General features: G+C 72.7%; 12 protein-coding genes. 6 read left to right on the forward strand and 6 right to left on the reverse strand.

Annotated features, from left to right (window positions below; genetic code table 11):
• Nucleotides 1-48: 48 nt before the first annotated feature.
• The 4 genes from glgX to AC07FK_RS01285 all read left to right on the forward strand — a co-directional run bounded on the left by glgX (nucleotide 49) and on the right by AC07FK_RS01285 (nucleotide 8521).
• A complete protein-coding gene (gene glgX, locus AC07FK_RS01270) occupies nucleotides 49-2361 on the forward strand; it encodes a glycogen debranching protein GlgX (protein ID WP_479101473.1) in 2313 nt (770 codons plus the stop codon).
• 34 nt (nucleotides 2362-2395) lie between these two features.
• Nucleotides 2396-4198: an ABC transporter ATP-binding protein gene (locus AC07FK_RS01275; protein WP_479101474.1), complete on the forward strand. Its 1803-nt coding sequence runs from the start codon at nucleotides 2396-2398 to the stop codon at nucleotides 4196-4198.
• Nucleotides 4195-6087, forward strand: a complete 1893-nt coding sequence (locus AC07FK_RS01280; RefSeq protein ID WP_479101475.1) for an ABC transporter ATP-binding protein — start codon at nucleotides 4195-4197, stop codon at nucleotides 6085-6087. The genes AC07FK_RS01275 and AC07FK_RS01280 overlap by 4 nt, the downstream gene beginning before the upstream one ends.
• 406 nt (nucleotides 6088-6493) lie before the next feature.
• Complete coding sequence (locus tag AC07FK_RS01285) at nucleotides 6494-8521, forward strand: M4 family metallopeptidase (protein ID WP_479101477.1); 2028 nt, start codon at nucleotides 6494-6496, stop codon at nucleotides 8519-8521.
• Nucleotides 8522-8601: 80 nt separating this feature from the next.
• Here AC07FK_RS01285 and glgP read toward each other — a convergent pair whose 3' ends face one another.
• From glgP to AC07FK_RS01315, 6 genes are all read right to left on the reverse strand, one after another.
• Nucleotides 8602-11253, reverse strand: coding sequence for an alpha-glucan family phosphorylase (gene glgP, locus AC07FK_RS01290; RefSeq protein WP_479101478.1), 2652 nt, complete (start codon nucleotides 11251-11253; stop codon nucleotides 8602-8604).
• Between the two features lie 125 nt (nucleotides 11254-11378).
• On the reverse strand, nucleotides 11379-12665 hold the full coding sequence (locus AC07FK_RS01295) for an FAD-dependent monooxygenase (RefSeq protein WP_479101479.1): 1287 nt from the start codon (nucleotides 12663-12665) through the stop codon (nucleotides 11379-11381).
• A gap of 14 nt (nucleotides 12666-12679) precedes the next feature.
• On the reverse strand, nucleotides 12680-13834 hold the full coding sequence (locus AC07FK_RS01300; protein WP_479101480.1) for a monodechloroaminopyrrolnitrin synthase PrnB family protein: 1155 nt from the start codon (nucleotides 13832-13834) through the stop codon (nucleotides 12680-12682).
• Between the two features lie 300 nt (nucleotides 13835-14134).
• The gene (locus AC07FK_RS01305; protein WP_479101482.1) at nucleotides 14135-15559 is read right to left on the reverse strand and encodes an MFS transporter; all 1425 of its coding nucleotides are present in this window, start codon (nucleotides 15557-15559) and stop codon (nucleotides 14135-14137) included.
• Nucleotides 15556-17025 carry a 4-hydroxyphenylacetate 3-hydroxylase family protein gene (locus AC07FK_RS01310; RefSeq protein WP_479101484.1) on the reverse strand — a complete coding sequence of 490 codons (1470 nt, stop codon included), beginning with the start codon at nucleotides 17023-17025 and terminating at the stop codon, nucleotides 15556-15558. Before AC07FK_RS01310 ends, AC07FK_RS01305 begins: the two co-directional genes overlap by 4 nt.
• Before the next feature lie 117 nt (nucleotides 17026-17142).
• Entirely contained in the window at nucleotides 17143-18102 is a 960-nt protein-coding gene (locus AC07FK_RS01315; protein WP_479101485.1) for an AraC family transcriptional regulator, read from the reverse strand.
• Nucleotides 18103-18220: 118 nt separating this feature from the next.
• Here AC07FK_RS01315 and AC07FK_RS01320 point away from each other — a divergent pair, with 118 nt between their 5' ends.
• Together AC07FK_RS01320 and AC07FK_RS01325 are read left to right on the forward strand one after the other, a co-directional pair.
• Nucleotides 18221-19159 carry an SDR family oxidoreductase gene (locus tag AC07FK_RS01320; protein WP_479101487.1) on the forward strand — a complete coding sequence of 313 codons (939 nt, stop codon included), beginning with the start codon at nucleotides 18221-18223 and terminating at the stop codon, nucleotides 19157-19159.
• A 211-nt stretch (nucleotides 19160-19370) separates the two neighbouring features.
• Nucleotides 19371-20579, forward strand: coding sequence for a S8 family peptidase (locus tag AC07FK_RS01325; protein ID WP_479101488.1), 1209 nt, complete (start codon nucleotides 19371-19373; stop codon nucleotides 20577-20579).
• Nucleotides 20580-20774: the final 195 nt, after the last annotated feature.

A 20774-nucleotide genomic window follows, 5' to 3' on the forward strand; every position in this document is an offset into this window, starting at 1 on the left:
GTACGGTCTCAGGATCCGCCGGTCCCACGAGCCGCGGGAGGCTTACAGGTGTCCAGCGCACCCGAGCAGGAGGCAGTACAGGAGGCGGTGCGGGCAGCGGTGCCCGAGGCGGTGGGCGACGACAGCCCCGCGTCCGCGCCCGCACCCGTCCCGGCGGCGGTCAACGGGCGTCGCCCGGGCCACGACCGGGCCGGACCGCCCGTGTGGCCCGGTGCGCCGACCCCGCTCGGGGCGCGCTTTCGCGTGGGGCCCGACGGTGTGGCGGGCACCAACTTCGCGCTGTGGGCGGGCGGGGCCGAGGCCGTCGAGGTGTGCCTCTTCGACGAGGACGGCGCCGAGCGGCGCTGCCCGCTGACCGAGCTGACGCACGAGATCTGGCACGGCTTCGTACCGGGCGTGCGCGCGGGACAGCGCTACGGCTTCCGGGTGCACGGCCGGTGGGACCCGTGGACCGGCGCGCGCTGGAACCACGCGAAGCTCCTCCTCGACCCTTACGCACGGGCCGTCGACGGGGACTTCACGCTGCCCGGGGAGGTGTACGGGCACGTCAGGGACTGGCCCCAGCAGAACGTCGCCGACACCGTGCGCGACGACCGCGACTCGGCGCCGTTCGTCCCCAAGGGCGTGGTGGTGCACGACGACGCGCCCGGCGACGACTGGGTGGACGACCGGCGGCCCAAGACGCCGTGGGCCGACACCGTCATCTACGAGCTGCACGTACGAGGCTTCACCAAGCTGCACCCGGACATCCCCCCGGAGCTGCGCGGCACGTACGCCGGCCTCGGGCACCCGGCGGCGATCGGGCATCTCCAGCGGCTGGGGGTGACCGCCGTGGAGCTGCTGCCGGTCCACCAGTTCGCCCACGAGGACCACCTGCTGCGGCGGGGGCTGCGCAATTACTGGGGCTACAACTCGATCGGCTACTTCGCGCCGCACGCGGGGTACGCGGCGTCGGGGACGGCCGGCCAGCAGGTGGGCGAGTTCAAGGAGATGGTGCGGGCCCTGCACGCGGCCGGCATCGAGGTCATCCTCGACGTCGTCTACAACCACACGGCCGAGGCCGGCGAGCTGGGGCCCACGCTGTCCCTGCGCGGCATCGACAACCGCGGCTACTACCGCCTCCAGAACGACGCCAGACGGTACGCCGACTACACGGGCTGCGGGAACACCCTGCACGTCGTCCAGCCGAACGTCCTGCGGCTGATCACGGACTCGCTCAGGTACTGGGTCACCGAGATGGGCGTGGACGGCTTCCGCTTCGACCTGGCGGCGGCGCTGGCGCGTTCGATGCACGACGTCGACATGCTGTCCCCGTTCCTCGCGGTCATCGCGCAGGACCCGGTGCTGCGGCGCGTGAAGCTGATCGCCGAGCCGTGGGACGTGGGCAGCGGCGGCTACCAGGTGGGCGCCTTCCCGCCGCTGTGGACGGAGTGGAACGACCGCTACCGGGACGCCGTACGGGACTTCTGGCGCGGCGCCCTGCCGGACGTGCGGGACCTGGGCTACCGACTGTCGGGGTCGAGCGACCTGTACGCCTGGGGCGGCCGCCGCCCGTACGCCTCGGTCAACTTCGTCACCGCGCACGACGGCTTCACGCTGCGGGACCTGGTGTCGTACCACCAGAAGCAGAACGCGGCGAACGGCGAGGGCAACCGGGACGGCACGAACGACAACCGCTCGTGGAACTGCGGCGCCGAGGGCGAGACCGGGGACGCCGGGGTGAACGCGCTGCGCCGGCGGCAGCTGCGCAACCTGGTGACGACCCTGCTGCTGTCGACGGGCGTGCCGATGCTGGTCGCGGGCGACGAGATGGGGCGTACGCAGGACGGCAACAACAACGCGTACTGCCAGGACAACGAGGTCAGCTGGATCGACTGGTCGCTGCTCGAGGAGCCCGGCTGGCGGGAGCTGTTCCGGCTGACGTCCCGGCTGCTGGCGCTGCGCCACGCGCATCCGGTGCTGCGCCGGCGCGCCTTCTTCTCGGGGCGGCCGCAGGCGGCGGACGGGCTGCGCGACCTGGCGTGGTTCACCCCGCGCGGCGAGGAGATGACGCAGCAGGACTGGTACGCGCCGGCCTCGACCGTGGGGCTGTACCTGTCCGGCCGCGACATCCCTGGGCGCGACGCGCGCGGCGCGAAGATCACGGACGACAGCTTCCTCGCCGTACTCCATGCGGGGGACCTTCCGGCCGATTTCACGCTGCCCGGGCCGCCGTGGGCGCGGACGTACGAGCTGGTCGTCGACACGTCGCTGGAAGACCAGGAGGAGGCGCCGGGGACGGTGCACGCGGCGGGCACGGCGATCACCGCGCCGGCCCGGTCGGTGCTTCTGCTGCGGGCGGGCACGGCCAAAAAGGAGTGAGCGCCGTCAGTGGTGAACCGTACGCTCGATCCTGATGACCGGAGCGGATGCACCCACCAGGAACCGATCGGCCGTACGTTCACTGCTGCGCCTGTGGCCCTACGTACGGCCGGTGCGCGGCCGGCTGGCCTGGGCGGCGCTCGTGGCGGTCGTGGCGTCGTGCCTGAGCCTGGTCATCCCGCTCGTCCTCAAGTGGATCGTGGACGGTCCGGTCGCGGACCGGGACCCGGGCGGGGTGTGGCTGGGGGCGCTGTACCTGCTGCTGCTCGGACTCGCGGAGGCCGCGCTCTTCGGGCTCCGGCGGTGGCTGGTGGCCCGGCCGCTGGCCGGGGTCGAGGCGGCGATGCGGGACGATCTGTACCGGCGTCTCCAGCGGCTCCCGGTGGCGTTCCACGACCGGTGGCCGTCGGGGCAGTTGCTCTCGCGCGGGACGACGGATCTGATGCTGCTGCGGATGTTCTTGGCGTTCCCGCTGACGTTCCTGCTGGTCAACGGCGTGACGATCCTGGTGGGGTTCGTCATCCTGCTCCAACAGCAGTGGCCGCTGGGGCTGGTGCTGCTGGCGCCCGTGGCGCCGCTGGTGGTGCTGTGCTTCGTCTTCGAGTCGAAGTACGCGCGGGTCACCCGGCGATCCCAGGACCAGGTCGGTGACCTGACGACCGTCGTCGAGGAGAGCGTGCTCGGCATCCGCGTGATCAAGGGATTCGGCCGCCACCGCAGTCAGGCCCAGGCGTTCCGCGAGCTGTCGCTGACCTTGCGGGGCACCGAGCTGGTGAAGGCCCGGCTGCTCGCAGGCATCTGGGCCACCATCACCGTGCTGCCGGAACTCGCGATCGGGGCGGCGCTGGTCCTCGGCACGGTCCAGGTCGCCGACGGCGCCCTGTCGGCGGGCACGCTGGTGGCGTTCCTGTCGACGGCGCTGGCCCTGCGGTGGCCGGTGGAGTCGATCGGCTTCCTGCTCGCGATCAGCCAGGACGCGGCGACGGCGACCGAGCGGTACTTCGAGGTGATGGACGAGCCCGAGGAGTCGCGGACCGAAGGCGACGCGCCGGCGGCGATTGCGGGCCGGGACGGGATCGTGTTCGACGCGGTCGAGTTCCGCTATCCCGACGCCCCCGACGGGACGCCGCCCGTACTGGCCCGCGTCGACCTGCGCGTGCGGCCGGGCGAGACGATGGCCCTCGTCGGAGCCACCGGCAGCGGCAAGACGACGCTCACCGCGCTCGTACCCCGGCTGCACGAGGTGACGGGCGGGCGGATCACGCTCGACGGGCAGGACATCACGGCCCTGCCGCGCGAGCGGCTGCGGGAGCTGGTCTCCGTCGCCTTCGAGGAACCCACGCTCTTCTCGGCGAGCGTCGCGGAGAACGTCCTGATGGGCGCGGGGCCGGGCGCGGGCGAGGCCGACCTGGAGCGGGCGCTCGACACCGCGCAGGCCGGTTTCGCGCACCGGCTGCCGCAGGGCACGGCCACCCAGGTCGGGGAGCAGGGGCTGAGCCTGTCCGGCGGGCAGCGGCAGCGGCTCGCGCTGGCCAGGGCGGTGGTGGGCAGGCCGCGCTTCCTCGTACTCGACGACCCGCTGTCGGCGCTCGACGTGCACACGGAGGCACTGGTGGAGGCGGCGCTGCGGCGCGTCCTCGCGGACACGACCGCGCTGGTGGTCGCGCACCGCCCTTCCACCGTGCTGCTCGCGGACCGGGTGGCGCTGCTCTCCGGCGGCCGGATCGCGGCCGTCGGCACCCACCGGGAACTGCTGCGCTCCAGTGACGAGTACGCCTGGCTGATGTCCGGGGCGGGTGACGGCGGGGCAGCCGGCGAGAAGGGGGACACACCATGACGACCACCGCGGACGACCGCCCGGACGAACGGAAACCGGCGGACGCCGGGCCGCTCACGAAGACGCGGCCCCGGCCCGGGAACGAGCCGGTGACGGACGGCGATCCCTTCGACCGGGACGCGCTGCCCGCGCCCGCCGGGGCGACGGGGGCGCTGCTGCGCTCGCTGCTGAGGCCCCGGCGGGCCAGGGTGGGCGTCGCGGCGCTGCTCCTGCTCCTCCAGCAGGCCGCGGTGCAGGCCGGTCCGCTGCTCGTCGCGTACGCCATCGACCGGGGCGTGCCGGCCCTGCGGCGGGACGACTTCGGGCCACTGGTCGTCGTCGCGGCCGGCTACCTGCTGTGCTCGCTCGGCGCGGGGCTGTTCCACTACGTCTTCATCCGGCTCTCCGCCGGCGTCAACCAGGACGTACTCCTCGATCTGCGCGGCAGGATCTTCCGGCACGCGCAGGCGCTGAGCGTCGACTTCCACGAGCGGTACACGTCCGGGCGGCTGATCTCGCGGTCGACGACCGACGTGGAGTCGCTGCGGCAGCTGCTCGGGGAGGGCCTCCAGGAGCTGATCGGCGTCATCCTCTCCTGCGTCTGCATCTGCGCCCTGCTCCTCTGGCTCGACACGGGCATCGGCGGGCTCGCGGTGCTGTCGTTCGCGCCGCTGTACCTGCTCGTGCGGCGCTACCGGGCCCGGGTCTCCGTCGTCTTCGCCAAGCGGTCGACGGCGATCGCGGCCGTCATCGTGAAGTTCGCGGAGACGATGAACGGGATCCGGCCAGTACGGGCGTTCCGGCGCGAGCGGGCGAACGACGCGGAGTTCCGCGCGCTCAACCGCCGCCACGAGCGGACGAACGGCGACGGCCTGCTGGAGATGGCCCAGTACGTCGTCGGGTCACGGCTGGTCGCCAACACGACGGTCGCGGGGATCGTGCTGTGGGGCGCGTACCGGGTCGCCGAGGGCGGCATGGCGCTCGGCGTCCTCGCCGCGTCCGTGCTCTATCTGCGGCGGCTCTACGACCCGATCGACCGGCTCGGGATGTTCCTGAACTCCTACCAGTCGGCGGCCGCCTCCCTGGAGAAGATCGCGGGTCTGCTGGCCCAGGCCCCCACGGTCCCGGAGCCCGCGGTGCCGCGCGCGCTGCCCGCCCCGGCGGGCGGCGGCCCCGGCCGCGAGGTGGTCTTCGACGGCGTCAGCTTCGCCTACCGCACGGGCGGCGAGGTCCTGCCGCGCTTCAGTCTGACGCTGCCGGCCGGGCAGACCGTGGCCGTCGTCGGCTCGACGGGCGCGGGCAAGTCGACGCTCGCCAAGCTCCTCGCGCGCTTCTACGACCCGACCGAGGGCCGCGTCCTGCTCGACGGCACCGACCTGCGCGACCTGGCCGTGCCCGAACTGCGGCGGGGGGTCGTCATGGTGACCCAGGAGGCGTTCCTGTTCTCCGGAACGGTCGCCGAGAACATCGCCGTCGGCCGCCCGGACGCCACCCGGGAGGACATCGAGCGGGCGGCGAAGGCGATCGGCGCCCACGACTTCGTCGCGGGCCTGCCGGAGGGGTACGACACGGAAGTCCGCAAGCGGGGCGGCCGGATCTCGGCGGGGCAGCGGCAACTGGTCGCCTTCGCCCGCGCGCTGCTCGCCGACCCCGCGGTGCTGATCCTGGACGAGGCGACGTCCTCCCTTGACGTCCCCGGCGAGCGGGCGGTGCAGCGCGCGATGGACACCGTGCTGCGGGGGCGTACGGCGGTGGTGATCGCACACCGGCTGTCGACGGTGGAGATCGCCGACCGGGTGCTGGTCATGGAGCACGGCCGCGTCGTCGAGGACGGCTCCCCCGCCGCGCTCATCGGCGGTACGGGGCGCTTCGCCGGACTGCACCGGGCCTGGCGGGACAGCCTGGCCTGACGGTCCGGCCCGCGGGCCGGACGTCACCGGAGCGGGCTGTCCGGCGACCGCCGCCCTCCGCGCGCCCGTACGCCGGCGGGCAGGAGGTCGCGGGCCGCTCCCCGCGCCCCGGCGGACCGGTCGGGAAACGCAGTTGAGCGGTCGGCGGACGACACGGTCGGCCCACGCCCGGACGGGAGTCGGCCGACTTCTTACAGGGCCGCGGTGACGGCCGGCGAAACGTCCGCTGAACGAACACGGCTCTTCGGGCAACGGACGAATTCCGGCCAACTTCTTGACGCGCCCCTGACAGGGAGTGCTCGCTCCTGTCACTCTTCCCCCGTTCCGCGCTCCACCTTGCTCCGCACGGCTCTGCCCGGGCAGCCCACCCAAGCCGCCCGCCACCCCCCTTGCAGAAGGAGTTCGCGTGAGATCCACGCCCAGACGACGTGCCACCGCGACCGGCGCGCTGCTGACCGCCGCGGCGCTGCTGACAGTCGGCGTACAGGCCGGCGCCGCATCGGCCGACGACCCCCGGACCGCAGCCCCGAAGACCGCCGCGGCGGGGAAGCCCGACCCGGGCGCCCTGCCCGCGAAGCTCTCCCCCGCGGAGCGCGCCGAGCTCATACGCGAGGCCAACGCCACCAAGGCGGCCACCGCCAGGGAACTCGGCCTCGGCGCCAAGGAGAGGCTCGCCGTACGCGACGTCGTCCAGGACCGCGACGGAACCACGCACACGCGGTACGAGCGCACGTACGACGGACTCCCGGTCCTCGGCGGCGACCTGATCGTCGCGGAGACCGGGGCGGGGAAGACCGAGGGCGTGACCAAGGCGTCCAAGGCGCGGCTCACGTCCGTCGACCTGAGCGCCGAGGTCGCCCCGGCCACCGCGGAGAAGCAGGCGGTGTCCGCCGCCAGGGCCGAGGGGTCGAAGAAGACCGAGGCCGACCGCGCCCCGCGCAAGGTGGTGTGGATGGGGCAGGGCAAGCCCACGCTGGCGTACGAGACGGTCGTCGGCGGCCTGCAGCACGACGGCACCCCGAACGAGCTGCACGTCGTCACCGACGCCTCCACCGGCAAGAAGATCTTCGAGTGGCAGGCCATCCACAACGGCACCGGCAACACCCAGTACAGCGGCCAGGTGACGGTGGGCTCAGCCCCGTCGTACACCCTGACCGACACCGGGCGCGGCAACCACAAGACGTACAACCTCAACCGGGGTACGTCGGGCACCGGCACCCTCTTCTCCGGCCCGGACGACGTCTGGGGCGACGGCACTCCGCAGAACCTGGAGACGGCGGGCGCGGACGCGGCGTACGGCGCGGGCCTGACCTGGGACTACTTCAAGAACGTGCACGGCCGCAGCGGCATCCGCGGTGACGGCGTCGGCGCGTACTCGCGCGTCCACTACGGCAACGCGTACGTCAACGCCTTCTGGTCGGACTCCTGCTTCTGCATGACGTACGGCGACGGGGCCGCCAACGCCAAGCCGCTGACCTCCATCGACGTGGCCGCGCACGAGATGACGCACGGCGTCACCTCCAACACCGCGGGCCTCGTCTACAGCGGCGAGTCGGGCGGCCTCAACGAGGCCACCTCCGACATCTTCGCCGCCGCCGTCGAGTTCAACGCCAACAACCCCAAGGATGTCGGCGACTACCTGGTCGGCGAGAAGATCGACATCCGGGGCAACGGCACGCCGCTGCGCTACATGGACAAGCCGAGCAGGGACGGCTCGTCCAAGGACGCCTGGTACTCGGGCATCGGCTCCATCGACGTCCACTACTCGTCCGGCCCGGCGAACCACTGGTTCTACCTGCTCTCCGAGGGCAGCGGCGCCAAGACCGTCAACGGCGTCAGCTACGACTCGCCGACCTCCGACGGCCTGCCGGTGACCGGCATCGGCCGGGAGAAGGCCGCGCAGATCTGGTTCAAGGCGCTCACCACCAAGTTCGGCTCCTCGACCAACTACGCGGGCGCCCGCACCGGCACCCTCGCGGTAGCCGGTGAGCTGTACGGGACGACCAGCGCCGAGTACAAGGCCGTCGCCGACGCGTGGGCCGGCGTCAACGTCGGGACGCGTCCCGGCGGCGGCGACCCGGGCACCGGCACGTCGTTCGAGAACACCGCCGACGTGGCCATCCCGGACAACGGCGCCGCGGTCACCTCGTCGGTCACCTCGACCAAGACGGGTGCGGCGCCCAGCAACCTCAAGGTCGACGTCAACATCGTCCACACCTGGCGCGGTGACCTGGTCGTCGACCTGCTGGCGCCGGACGGCACGGCATACCGGCTGAAGAACTCCAGCGGCTCCGACTCGGCCGACAACGTCGTCGCGACCTACACGGTCAACGCGTCCTCCGAGACGGCCAACGGCGTCTGGAAGCTCAAGGTCCAGGACGTGGCCGCGCAGGACACCGGCTACATCAACAGCTTCAAGGTGACCTTCCCGTAAGGAGCCCGAAGCGCAGACCAGCCCTGCGGGAGCGGAAGACCGTTCCCGCAGGGCTGTTCCATGTGCCGGCGCCCGGGACGTCAGCGCATCAGCACGCCGGCGCCCTCACCCGTCGCCTCCGTGGGCAGGGCCACCAGGCCCAGGTCCGCGCCGTGCGGCAGCAGGCGGTGGGACGGCAGTATCCGGACGGTGTAGCCGAAGGGGCCGGTGCGGTCGAGCGACAGCGGGCCCTCGTACATCCAGCGGCCCTCCAGGTCCGGGCCGCCCGCCGGCTTCAGCGGGAAGGTCTGCGCCTCTCCGATCGCGTCGGCCGCGTCGACCCGGCCCGCGACGGCCTGCACCTCCACGTCCTCGGGACGCAGGGGGCCGAGCGCCACGCGGACCCGCAGGCTCAGCGTCGAGCCCAGTTCCGCCGTGCCGTTGACCGGGGTGGCCGCCAGGGCCTCCACGTGGTCCACGGCGACCTTGGGCCAGGCGGCGCGCACCCGCTTCTTCCACTCCGCCAGTTCCCGGGCCGCGTCCGGGACCATCGCGCGGTGCGCCTCGGCGGCCGGGGCGTACAGCCTCTCGACGTACTCCCGCACCATGCGCCCCGCCAGGACCTTCGGGCCGAGCCGGACCAGGGTCTGGCGGACCATCTCGATCCAGCGGTCGGGCAGCCCGCCGGGGCCCCGGTCGTAGAAGCGCGGCGCCACGCGCTGCTCGATGAGCTCGTACAGCGCGTTGGCCTCCAGCTCGTCGCGCCGCTCCTCGGTGGTCGCCGCGCCGTCGGCGGTCGGGATGGCCCAGCCGAAGTCCGGCTCGAACCACTCGTCCCACCAGCCGTCGAGCACCGACAGGTTGAGGCAGCCGTTGAGCGCGGCCTTCATCCCGCTGGTTCCGCACGCCTCCAGCGGGCGCAGCGGGTTGTTGAGCCAGACGTCGCAGCCGGGGTAGAGCTTCTTCGCCATGCCCATGCCGTAGTCGGGCAGGAAGACGATCCGGTGGCGCACCCGCGGGTCGTCCGCGAAGCGCACCAGCTCCTGCACCAGCCGCTTCCCGCCGTCGTCCGCCGGGTGGGCCTTGCCCGCCACCACGATCTGCACCGGCCTCGTCGGGTGGAGCAGCATCTCCATCAGCCGGTCGCGGTCGCGCAGCATCAGCGTGAGGCGCTTGTACGACGGGACGCGCCGCGCGAACCCGATCGTCAGGACGTCCGGGTCCAGCGCCTCGTCGATCCAGCCGAGCTCCGCCTCGGCGGCCCCGCGCTGGCGCCACGACGCGCGCAGGCGGTCCCGTACCTCCTGGACCAGCTGCTCGCGCAGGGTGCGCCGCAGGTCCCAGATGTCGGTGTCGGGGATGTCGGTGACGGCGTCCCAGCGCTCCCCTCCCTCGGCAAAGCCGCCGGAGCCGGCCGACAGGGCGTCCTCGGCGCGGCCCGCGCCGATCTGCCGCACTCCCAGGCGCATGACCTCGGGAGCGACCCAGGTGGGCGCGTGCACGCCGTTGGTGACGGAGGTGATCGGCACCTCCTCGGGGTCGAATCCGGGCCACAGGCCGGAGAACATCTGGCGGCTGACCGCGCCGTGGAGCGTGGACACGCCGTTGGCCCGCTGGGCCAGACGCAGGCCCATCACGGCCATGTTGAACAGGTTGGGCTCGCCGCCCGGGTACGTCTCCATGCCGAGCTGGAGGATCCGCCCGACGTCGACTCCCGGCAGCTCGCCGGACTCGCCGAAGTGCCGCGCGACGAGCTCGCGGTCGAAGCGGTCGATCCCGGCCGGCACGGGCGTGTGCGTCGTGAAGACGGTGCCGGCGCGCACCGCTTCGAGCGCGGGGTCGAATTCCACCCCCTCGCCGGCCATTTCCCGGATCCGCTCCAGGCCGAGGAAGCCGGCGTGGCCCTCGTTGGTGTGGAACACCTCCGGCTCGGGGTGGCCGGTGAGCCGGCAGTACGCGCGCACGGCCCGCACCCCGCCGATGCCGAGCAGCATCTCCTGGAGCAGCCGGTGCTCGCTGCCGCCGCCGTACAGCCGGTCGGTGACGTCGCGCTCCCCCGCCGCGTTCTCCTCGACGTCCGAGTCGAGCATCAGCAGCGGTACGCGTCCGACCTGCGCCTGCCAGATGTGGGCGCGCAGCGACCGCCCGCCGGGCAGGGTCAGCGCGACCCGGCTGGGCGTGCCGTCGGCCTCCCGGAGCAGCGAGACGGGCAGTTCGTTCGGGTCGAGCAGGGGGTAGTGCTCCTGTTGCCAGCCTTCCCTGGACAGGCTTTGCCGGAAGTATCCGTGACGGTAGAGGAGTCCGACCCCGATGAGGGGTACGCCGAGGTCGCTGGCGGCCTTCAGGTGGTCCCCGGCGAGGATGCCGAGGCCGCCCGAGTACTGCGGGAGGGCCGCTGTGACTCCGAATTCGGGTGAGAAGTAGGCGACGGCCGCGGGTAGTTCCGGGGTCGGCGACTGCGACTGGTACCACCGCCTGCCGCGCAGGTAGTCGTCCAGGTCGTCCGCCGCGGCGGTCAGCCGGCGCAGGAACCGCCGGTCCTGGGCGAGCTCGGCGAGCCGCGAGGCGGGTACGGACCCGAGCAGCCGTACGGGATCGCCCCCGGAGGCTGCCCAGCCTTCGGGGTCCACGGCCTGGAACAGCTCGCGGGTCTCGGTGTGCCAGGACCACCGCAGATTGCGGGCGAGGTCACTGAGCGGTCGTAGGGGATCGGGAAGAACGGGGCGCACGGTGAATCGACGAATGGCCTTCACGTGTTCCACCTTCGCAGGGGACATACGAACCGGGTCGGACGCACGGCGGTGTGTGTCCGGCCTTTCCTCCACGAAGGTAGTGGCGCCCCGCCTCCCGCTGCCACGGCGCACGGGAGCGCCGGGGATCATCGCAGGGCGTGCGACCCCACGTCGTACGGCGATCCCAGGTTGACAGTGGCCGGGTCGAACGCCCCGGCGGCCGCGTAACGGGCCGAGACGGCCGCCAGTTCCCCGGCCGGGATCACGTCCTCGATGTCGGTGAATCCGCCGGGCGCCCGCTCGTGCGCCATGTTGATGACGACCTCCGGACCCAGCCGCCGGTTGGCCCGCTGGAGTTCGGTCATCGCGGGCCGGCGCTCGGCCTCGTACGCCGCGAGCGCGTCGGCCGGGTCGGCGTGGAGCGCCATGGCGTGGGCGAGGGCGCGGGCGTCGACGATCGACTGGGTCGCGCCGTTCGACCCGATCGGGTACATGGCGTGCGCCGCGTCGCCGATCAGCGTCGTACGGCCGTGGCTCCAGCGCTCCAGGGGGTCGATGTCCACCATGGGGTACTCGAACGCGCGGTCGGCAGCCCGCAGTACGTCCGGGACGCTGACGCCGTCGAACTCCCAGCCCTCGTAGTGCCGCAGGAACTTGCCGACCGGGACCGGCCGGTTCCAGTCGCCGCGCGCGGCGTCGTCGACGGACCCGGCCGGCATGGCGAGGGCCCAGTTCACCAGGACCTCACCGGTCCGGGGGTCGGGCTCGGTCATCGGGTAGACGACGGCCTTCTGCACGTCGGAACCCGCGACGAACATGAACGCGCCGGCCCGCTCCGCGGGCATCCGCGAGGTGCCGCGCCACACGAGCATCCCGTTCCACGGCGGCTCGCCGCCGCGCGGGTCGAGCGCGGTGCGGACGGTGGAGCGGATGCCGTCCGCGCCGATCAGCACGTCGGGCTCCAGGGCGGCGTACCCGCGGGTCGTGTCGTCGCGGTGCTCCAGCTTCACCCGCGGCCTGCCGTCCGGCCGCGTGGTCACGGCGCTGACCCGGACGCCGCCGACGAGCGCCTCGGGGCCCAGGCGTTCGCGCACCGCGGCGGCCAGCGTCAGTTGCAGGTGGCCCCGGTGTACGGACAGCTGCGGCCAGCGGTAGCCGGCGCCGAGACCGCGCGGCTCGCGCGAGATCAGGCCGCCCGAGCAGTGGTAGTACCGCAGCTCGCGGGTGCGCACGGCCTGCCGGTCGAGTGCGCCGAGGAGCCCGAGGGCGTCGAGTTCGCGCACGGCGTTGGGCATGATGTTCAGACCCGCGCCGACCGGCTGGATCTCGCGCGCCGCCTCGGCGACGGTGATCCGGCGGAAGCCGGCCGCGTGCAGGCTGAGCGCGGCGGTGAGTCCGGCGATGCCGCCGCCGGCGATCAGGATGTGCGTCATGGGTGGGGTGCCCTTCAGGCGTGGGAGGCGACCGGGGTGCGCGGACGCGCGGTGGCGCGGCGCACGAGGGTTTCGTTGTCCCGGGTCAGGTCGAGCACGGAACGCAGCAGCTCGATCGGCGCGCCGCCGGAGCCCACCTCGTACAGCCGCACCTCCTCGCTGTACGCCTTGCGGGCGATGCCGATGTGCCGGGCCCGGAAGGTCTTGAGGATGCGCAGGACGCGGGCGAGGGACACGGCGGACGCCGCGAGCTGCGGGGACAGCCGGTCGGCCTGCGCCCAGTCGGTGGCGGCGGCCAGCTTGGAGACGGCGGAGACGCCGCCGCTGTGCGCGGCGTAGAAGTCCCGCCAGGCAGGCAGCGAGTACTCCACCGACTCGGCGAGGAACCGGTCGTACTCCGGGCTGCTGTGGTCGCACTGCCACAGCGTCAGGTCGACCAGCCACAGCGGCACCTGGGCGGCGGCCGGGCCGAGGTAGTCGCGGCCCGCCACGTCCACTTCCTCGAAGTACGGCCGCAGGGTCTGCGCGAAGAAGACCGGCGAGACGTTCGCGACGGTGAAGTCGATGGAGTCGACCATCGACTGGACGTGCTGCGCCGTGCGGTCGAGGGACACGGCGAAGCCCGGATCGTGCGGTTCCAGACGGGCCAGCGCGGCGCAGGTGTCGAGCGAGGCGGCGAGGCTGGGGAAGACCATGCGGACGGCGTCCTGGAGGTTGCCCTCCATCTCCTCGCCCGTGTACATGCGCTGGCGTGCGCCGATGGGGTTCCAGGTCGTGTAGTGGTGCACGGTGTCGCGCGGCACCATGTCGGTGCGCCGCCCCAGCGCCTCCAGAACCGGCAGGGCCTCGGGGACGGCGGTCAGCGGCTCGGCGCCGTGCCGTTTGAGCGAGCCGAGGATCATGCCGAGGTCGCGCATCGCGGCGAGTGCCTCGACGACGCTCCACCGGGCCGCGGTGTCGGGGAGCGGCAGCAGGGTGCGCAGGGCGACGGTGAGGGCCGGCACGTCCGCGTCGCGGTTCATCGCGGGCAGTACGGCGAGCAGCGGGTCGGCGGCCAGGGGGTCGGCGGCGCGTATCTCGGATATCCGGTAACGCGGTTCGTTGCGTGCGTCGAGACCGGGCAGGGCGAGGTCGACGGCGTCCCTCGGGTACGTGACGTGCGTGATCATGGATTGCCCCCTTGGGCGGTGAGATGCGTGGATGCCATGCGGTGCGGCCGACGGCGTGGTCCGGCGCGGTGTGGGCGCGACGGAGGTGTGCGCGGTGCGGTGGTGCGGTCCGTGGTGGCGGCCCCGTATCGGTCGCGGCGGCGGCTCGTGGCCGGCCGTTCGCGTGGTGCCCGGCGTGGCCGGGACGGTGCGTGCGCGGGCGGTACGGCTCGTGCCGTACGGCGGCCCTGACGTGCACCGGAGCGCGGCGAGTCCCGCGCACGGGCGGGCGGCGCCCCTCAACGCCGCCCGCCGCGTCCTCTACTTCACGGCGTCCTCCACCCGCTCCCCGGGTGCCGGGAGGCCGGACGGTGCGGGGAGGCGCAACCGGGTGGAGAGCAGGGCGGCCACGCCGGCGAAGGCGGCGCCGACGAGCAGCGCGGCCCGGAAGCCCGCCGTCTCGGCCGTCGCGGCGGCACCGGCGGAGGCGTTCGTGACGCTGGTGGCGACGGCGACGAGGATCGCGAGACCGAGCACCGAGCCGAACTGCTGGCTGGTGTTGACGAGTCCGGAGGCGAGCCCCGTCTCCTCGGGCGACGCCTCGGCCGTGGCGGCCACGTTGGTGGTGACCATGACCAGCGGCAGCGCGACGCCGAGCACCAGGCTCGGTACGAGGACGGTGGAGAAGAAAGTGCCCTCCGCGGTGAGCGCGAGGGCCAGCCAGACCGTACCGGCGAAGAGCAGCCCGAAGCCGAGCGTCATGGTGGAGCGCAGTCCGAGCCGGGCGATGAGGCGCCCGCTCTGCGGCGCGGTGAGCACGACGACGACCGACAGCGGGAGGAGCCCGAGGCCGCCGATGAGCGGTGAGTGGCCGAGCACGCTCTGGAGGTAGAGGCTGACGAGGAAGAACATCGGGAAGAGCGCCGTCTGCGCGAGCGCGCTCAGTGTGTTGGCGAGCCGCAGGGCGGGCCGCCGCAGCACGGCCGGCGGCACCAGCGGTCGCGCGATCCTCTTCTCCAGCACGGCGAACGCGGCGAGCAGCAGCAGTCCGCCGCCGCCCGCGGCGAGCGTCCGTCCGCCGGTCCAGCCCGCCTCGCCCGCGCCGACGAGGGCGTACGCGACCAGGCCGAGCCCACCGGTGGCGGTGAGCGCGCCGCCGAGGTCGAAGCCGCGCTCGGCGGAACGCGTACCGCCGTCGAGGAGGCGCGGCGCCAGCACGGCGAGCAGCAGTCCGACGACGACGTTGAGCCAGAAGGTGGAGCGCCAGCCGAGCAGGTCGGTGAGGACTCCGCCGAGGACGGTTCCCAGGACGCCGCCGAGTCCTCCCATCGCGGCGAACGCGCCGAGCGCCCGGTGCCGGGCCGGCCCGTCGGGGAACAGGATCAGCAGCAGGGCGAACGCGGCCGCCGCGGCGAACGCGGCCCCCACGCCCTGTACGGCGCGGGCGGCCACCAGCGCGCCGGAGGTCTGGGCCAGCCCGCCGACGGCGGAGGCCGCCGCCAGCAGCCCGAGTCCGGCGACGAACAGCCGGCGGTGACCCAGGAGGTCGGCGGCGCGCCCGCCGAGCAGCAGCAGTCCGCCGAAGGTGATGAGGTAGGCGTTGGCCACCCACGACAGCCCCGCCGAGCCCGAGCCGAGATCCTCACCGATCGAGGGCAGCGCGACATTGATGATCGCGGTGTCCATGATGAGCAGCAGCTGGGTGGAGGCGAGCAGCGCGAGGGCCGCCTTCGGGGAGCCCTTCACGACGCCGCTTGCTCCCCGCCGCCGGCTCCCAGCGCATAGCCGTCCAGGCAGGCCCGCGCGAGCGACTCGCACGCGCCGGTGTCGCCCTCCCACGCCTGCTGCATGAGATAGATGTGCGGAGCGCCGTGGTAGAAGCGCTCGTACTGCTCGTGGCGGCCGGCGAACTCCGAACCGAGGGCGTCCCAGGCCAGCTTGAGCAGTTTGATCCGGTCCTCGGCGGGGTGTCCCGGCGAGCGGATGTACTTCTTCACCAGCGGCCCGATCTCCGGGTGCAGCAGGTCCTCGGCGGACGCGGGAAGCTGGATGACGCCGCCGCCCGCGAGCATCTTGATCTCCTGCACGGCCTGCGGGTAGAGCTCGCCGGCCATGATGCGCTGCGCGAAGGAGATCTCCTTGCCGCATTTGACCCCGTGCCCTCCCTCGACGTCCTCGTACGACGCCTCGGCGGCCAGGACGAACGCCTTCGCCTGGGCCACCTTGCCCATCAGCCGGCCGATGGCCTGGGTGACGGGGGGAAGCTGGTAGGTGTTGTTGGCCTTCGTGATGAGGATGGCCAGGCCGGTGAGGAACTCCAGCTTGGTCCAGAAGCGCGTGGCGGCCTGGTGCACGAAGTTCACGTACGCCGGGGTCTGCCACCACATCCCGAAGCTCGCGTCGACGTTGCGGTAGGTGAGGACGTTCTCCCACGGCACGAAGACGTCCTCGCAGACCAGGAGGGCGTCGTTCTCGTCGAACCGGGAGGAGAGCGGGTTGTCGAAGACGCTGCGTGCCTGCGCCTCGTACGAGGTGCGGGAGAGGAACTTCAGGCCCGCGGTGTCGATCGGCACGGAGAAGCACACCGCGTGCTCCACGTCCTGCGGGGCGAGCGGTTCGATCGTCCCGACGACGACCTCGTTGCCGAAGACGGCGCCGGTGCCGATCATCTTGGCGCCGCGGACGACGATCCCGCCGTCCCGCTCGGCGACGACGCGGACGACCAGGTCGTCCTCCTCCTGCTCGGAGGCGGACCTGGTCCGGTCGATCTGCGGGTTGGTGATGGTGAACGTCGGGTACAGGTCGCCCTCGGAGAGCCGCCGGTGGTAGGCGAGCGCGTTCGGTGCGCCGTCGAACGACTCCGTGGTGAAGACCTGCGGGAGCGCGGCGAACCCGGCCGCGCCGCCGGCCATGTAGTCGGGCGTACGGCCGAGGAAGCCGAAGCTGGCCTCCGCCCACACCTTGTAGGCGCGGCGGCGCGCGACCAGGTCCTCGTACGACCGCGGGACCGTGTACGCGCGGTGCACGCCGTCCGAGGTGAGCACGGGCGTGTGCGCGGAGTCGTGCGCGAGGTCGTAGAGGCGGGCGATGGAGCCCGCGGTGTTGCGGAAGGCGGGGTGCCGGGTGACGTCCTTGACGCGCTCGCCGTCCAGCCACACCTCTCGGCCGTCTCGCAGCGATTCCAGATAATCCTGACCGGACCTCGTCACCATTTCTCCTCATACGGAACGGCACTGCCGCTGCCGAGCCTGTCTGGCCGCGCCTGTCCCGGCAATGAACACCCGTCCACCGGTCCTTATGAACCGGCCAGTCGGGCGCGAAAGCGCCCCCTACGCCAGGCCGTCCGCCGTCCGGTACTCCCCCGGCGTCGTGCCGAACCACTTGCGGAACGCGAGGTGGAAGCCGACCGAGCTCTGGTAGCCGACGCGCTGCGGCACCGCCGACTGCGCCACCGTCGTCTCCCTCAGCAGCCGCGCCGCCTCCTGCATCCGCCGCCCCGTCAGATGGCGCGCCGGCGCGTCCCCGACGAGGCTGCGGAAGGCCGCGGTGAAGGCGGACCGGGACATGCCGACCTCCCGGGCCAGCGACTCGATGGTCCACGGCTCCGCGAACCGCGTCGCGATGATCACCATGGCGCGGCTGATGCCGGGGTGGCGCAGCACCGGCAGGGCCGCCGGGTTGTCGGCCAGTTGCCGCAGCAGCGGCCGCAGGGCGAGGACCAGCGCCATCTCGAACGCGCGCAGCGTGATGAGCCGGTCCCCCGGCCCGACGGGCCGGTCCGGCGCGGCGAGCAGCCGCAGGGTGTCCCGCAGCAGCGGCTCGGCGGCGACCTGCGGCCCGTCGAGCACCAGGGCCCACGGCAGCGCCTTGTAGAGCCCGGTGGCGGCGCTGGCGTCGTAGTGGAGCCCGGCGCACAGCAGCCGGCTCGCCGGGCCCGTCCCCTCGATCCTGATCTCGCCGGAGGTGCCCGGCTGCCGCTCGGGCAGCACGGCCCGCAGCGGCACCCCCTGCCGGTCCGGCCGGTCGGAGAGCCGGTGCGCGATCCCGGTCGGGAAGACGGCGAGGTCGCCCGCGTTCAGTTCGAGCGGGGTCTGGCCCTCCCCGCTGATCCAGCACCCGCCCTCGACGATGTAGTGCAGCACGGCGCAGCTCTGCTCGGCGTCGCCCTCAATGGCCCAGGGGGCGTTCACGTGCCAGCGGCTGTCGAAAACGCCGGTGAGACGCAAGGGCTTCAGCAGCTCGCTGAGCAGGTCGTCGCCCTCGTCGGCTTCTCGTTCGCTCGCGTCCATTGGACGATCCCTCAACCCTCGCCCCGGTTTGTTAATTGATCGGCCGAAGCCCCCGCCGCCAGCCTGGAAAGGCCGTTCCCGGCGACAGCCTCACCCTATCGAAGGGCTCTACACACTCATGTCCGATCAGATTCCGATGCGCGTGGCGGTCGTGGGGGCGACCGGTTTCCAGGGGGGCGCGGTCGCCCGCCTGCTGGCCGAGCGGAACCACCGCATCCGCACCCTGACCCGTAAGCCCGACAGCGAGCGCCCGCAACTGGCGGGGACCGCGTTCGCCTCCGGCGACCTCGCGAACCCGGACGACGTACGCCACCTCTTCGAGCGGGCCACGCACGCGTCGGTCGTGATGCCGCTGGTGTACGACGCCGAGACGATCGGCACGTACGCGCGCAACATCGCGCAGGCGGCCCGGGAGACCGGCGTGCGCAGAGTCGTGTACAACTCCAACACCCGCGTCCCCGAGGCTTACACGAATGTGGCGGCGTTCGAGACCCGGCGGCTGGCCGAGACGGTGCTGTGGGAGAGCCTGCGCGGGAGCGGCGTGGAGCTGGTGGTGCTGCGCCCGCCCGTCTACCTCGACAACCTCTTCAGCCCGTGGAACGGCCCGGCGCTGGCGAAGGAGGGCGTGCTCGCCTACCCGCTGCCCGCCGACACGCGGACCGCCTGGCTCTCGCACCGGGACCTCGCGGAGGCCGTGTACGCGGCGCTGACGGTGGACGGCGTCGCCGGCCGGACCCTGGACATCGGCGGCGGGCGGAGCCTGACCGGCGACGAGCTCGCGGTCTCGTTCGCGCAGGGCCTCGGCCGGGACGTGCGGTACGTGCCGCTGCCCCCGCACGTCTTCGAGGAGGGGCTGGCCCAGGTGATCGGCCCGCAGGGGGCGGCCGGCGTCGCGGGCATCTACCACTACATGGCGAGCGGCGCGGGCCCCGACCTGATGGCGGCCGACGACGGCAGCTCCGCCGAGGCGCTGTCCGTGCGTCCGGCGCCGGTGGACGAGTGGGTGGCCAGGCAGCCGTGGCAGATCTGGTCGGACGACACGGCTGCCGCCTCCTAGACCTGGAGGACCTGCGAACGACCTGGGTGTTCACCTCCTCGATGCCCTCACCGGGCCGGCGGCCCAAACCCGTCCCATGTGCGGTCTTGTAGTGCGTCACAGCGCACGAGAGGCTGCCCGGAGGCGTCCGCGGCAGCGCAACGGGGGACCGGTCGCGAGGGCCGGACCCGCTCCGCATAAGGTGCGCCAAGTTGAGGAGGGGACCCAGCACATGGCAAGAACACGCATTTCCAGCCTGCGCCTCGCGGGAGCCGTCACCGCTGTCACCACGGCAGCGGTGCTTTCGGCCGTCACGCTTCCCGCGCAGGCCGCCCCCGCCGAGGGGCGAATACTGGGAGCCGGTTCACCCGGCTCGGTCGGCGGCAGCTACATCGTCACGCTCAAGACGGGATCGGGGGGGATCAAGGCTCCGTCGGCCGCCGGCAGCAAGCTCGCACGGCAGTACGGGGCGACGATCAAGCACACGTACAGCAGCGCGCTCAACGGTTACGCGGTGAAGGCGGACGAGGCGGAGGCCAAGCGCCTCGCGGCCGACCCGAACGTCGCGTCGGTGGTCCAGGACACCAAGGTGTGGCTGAACCAGACCCAGACCAACCCGGTCTGGGGCCTGGACCGGATCGACCAGCCGGCCCTGCCCCTGAGCAAGTCGTACACGACGCCCGACAGCGCCGGCACCGGCGTGCGGGTGTACGTCATCGACACCGGCATCCGTACGTCCCACCAGGACTTCGGCGGCCGGGCGAGCAGCGGCTGGGACTTCGTCCAGAACGACGCCACCGCCCAGGACGGCAACGGCCACGGCACGCACGTCGCCGGCACCGTCGTGGGCACGAAGTACGGCGTCGCGAAGAAGGCCAGGGTCGTCGGCGTACGGGTCCTGGACAGCGAGGGCGGCGGTACGACGGCCCAGGTGATCGCGGGCATCGACTGGGTGACCAAGAACGCGAAGAAGCCGGCCGTGGCGAACATGAGCCTCGGCGGCTGGGGCAACGCCCAGATGGACGCCGCCGTGCGCAACTCCATCGCGTCCGGCGTCACCTACACGGTGGCGGCGGGCAATGAGGGACTGCCGGCGCACCTGTTCTCGCCGGCCCGTGTCGCGGAGGCGGTGACGGTCGGCGCGACCGAGTCCACGGACGCGCGCGCGAGCTTCTCCAACTGGGGCCCGCGGCTCGACCTCTTCGCACCCGGTGCGTCGATCACGTCCACCTGGAACACGGGTGACACGGCGACGCAGACGATTTCCGGCACGTCGATGGCGGCCCCGCACGCGGCCGGCGCGGCGGCGCTCTACCTGGCCGAGCACATGACGGCCACCCCGGCGCAGGTGAGCGGCGCCCTGACCGCCAAGGCGGTCAAGGGCAAGGTGACGCGCGGCGGCATCGGCTCGCCCAACCGCCTGCTCCAGGTCAACAACTGACCGGAGCTCACCACCGGACACCGGAGAACGAACGGCCCCGCCCGAAAGGCGGGGCCGTTTTTTTCGGACCGTTTTACGCGGCGGTAGTTAACAAGGCGCCGGATTGCGCACCCGGCGTACGAGGGAAGGCTCCACCGGTACGCATGCCAGTGGGCCCCAAGTCGGTCCAAGTCGGTCCACCCGAGTGAACGTGGA

This window comes from Streptomyces sp. NPDC046122 (assembly GCF_056429965.1).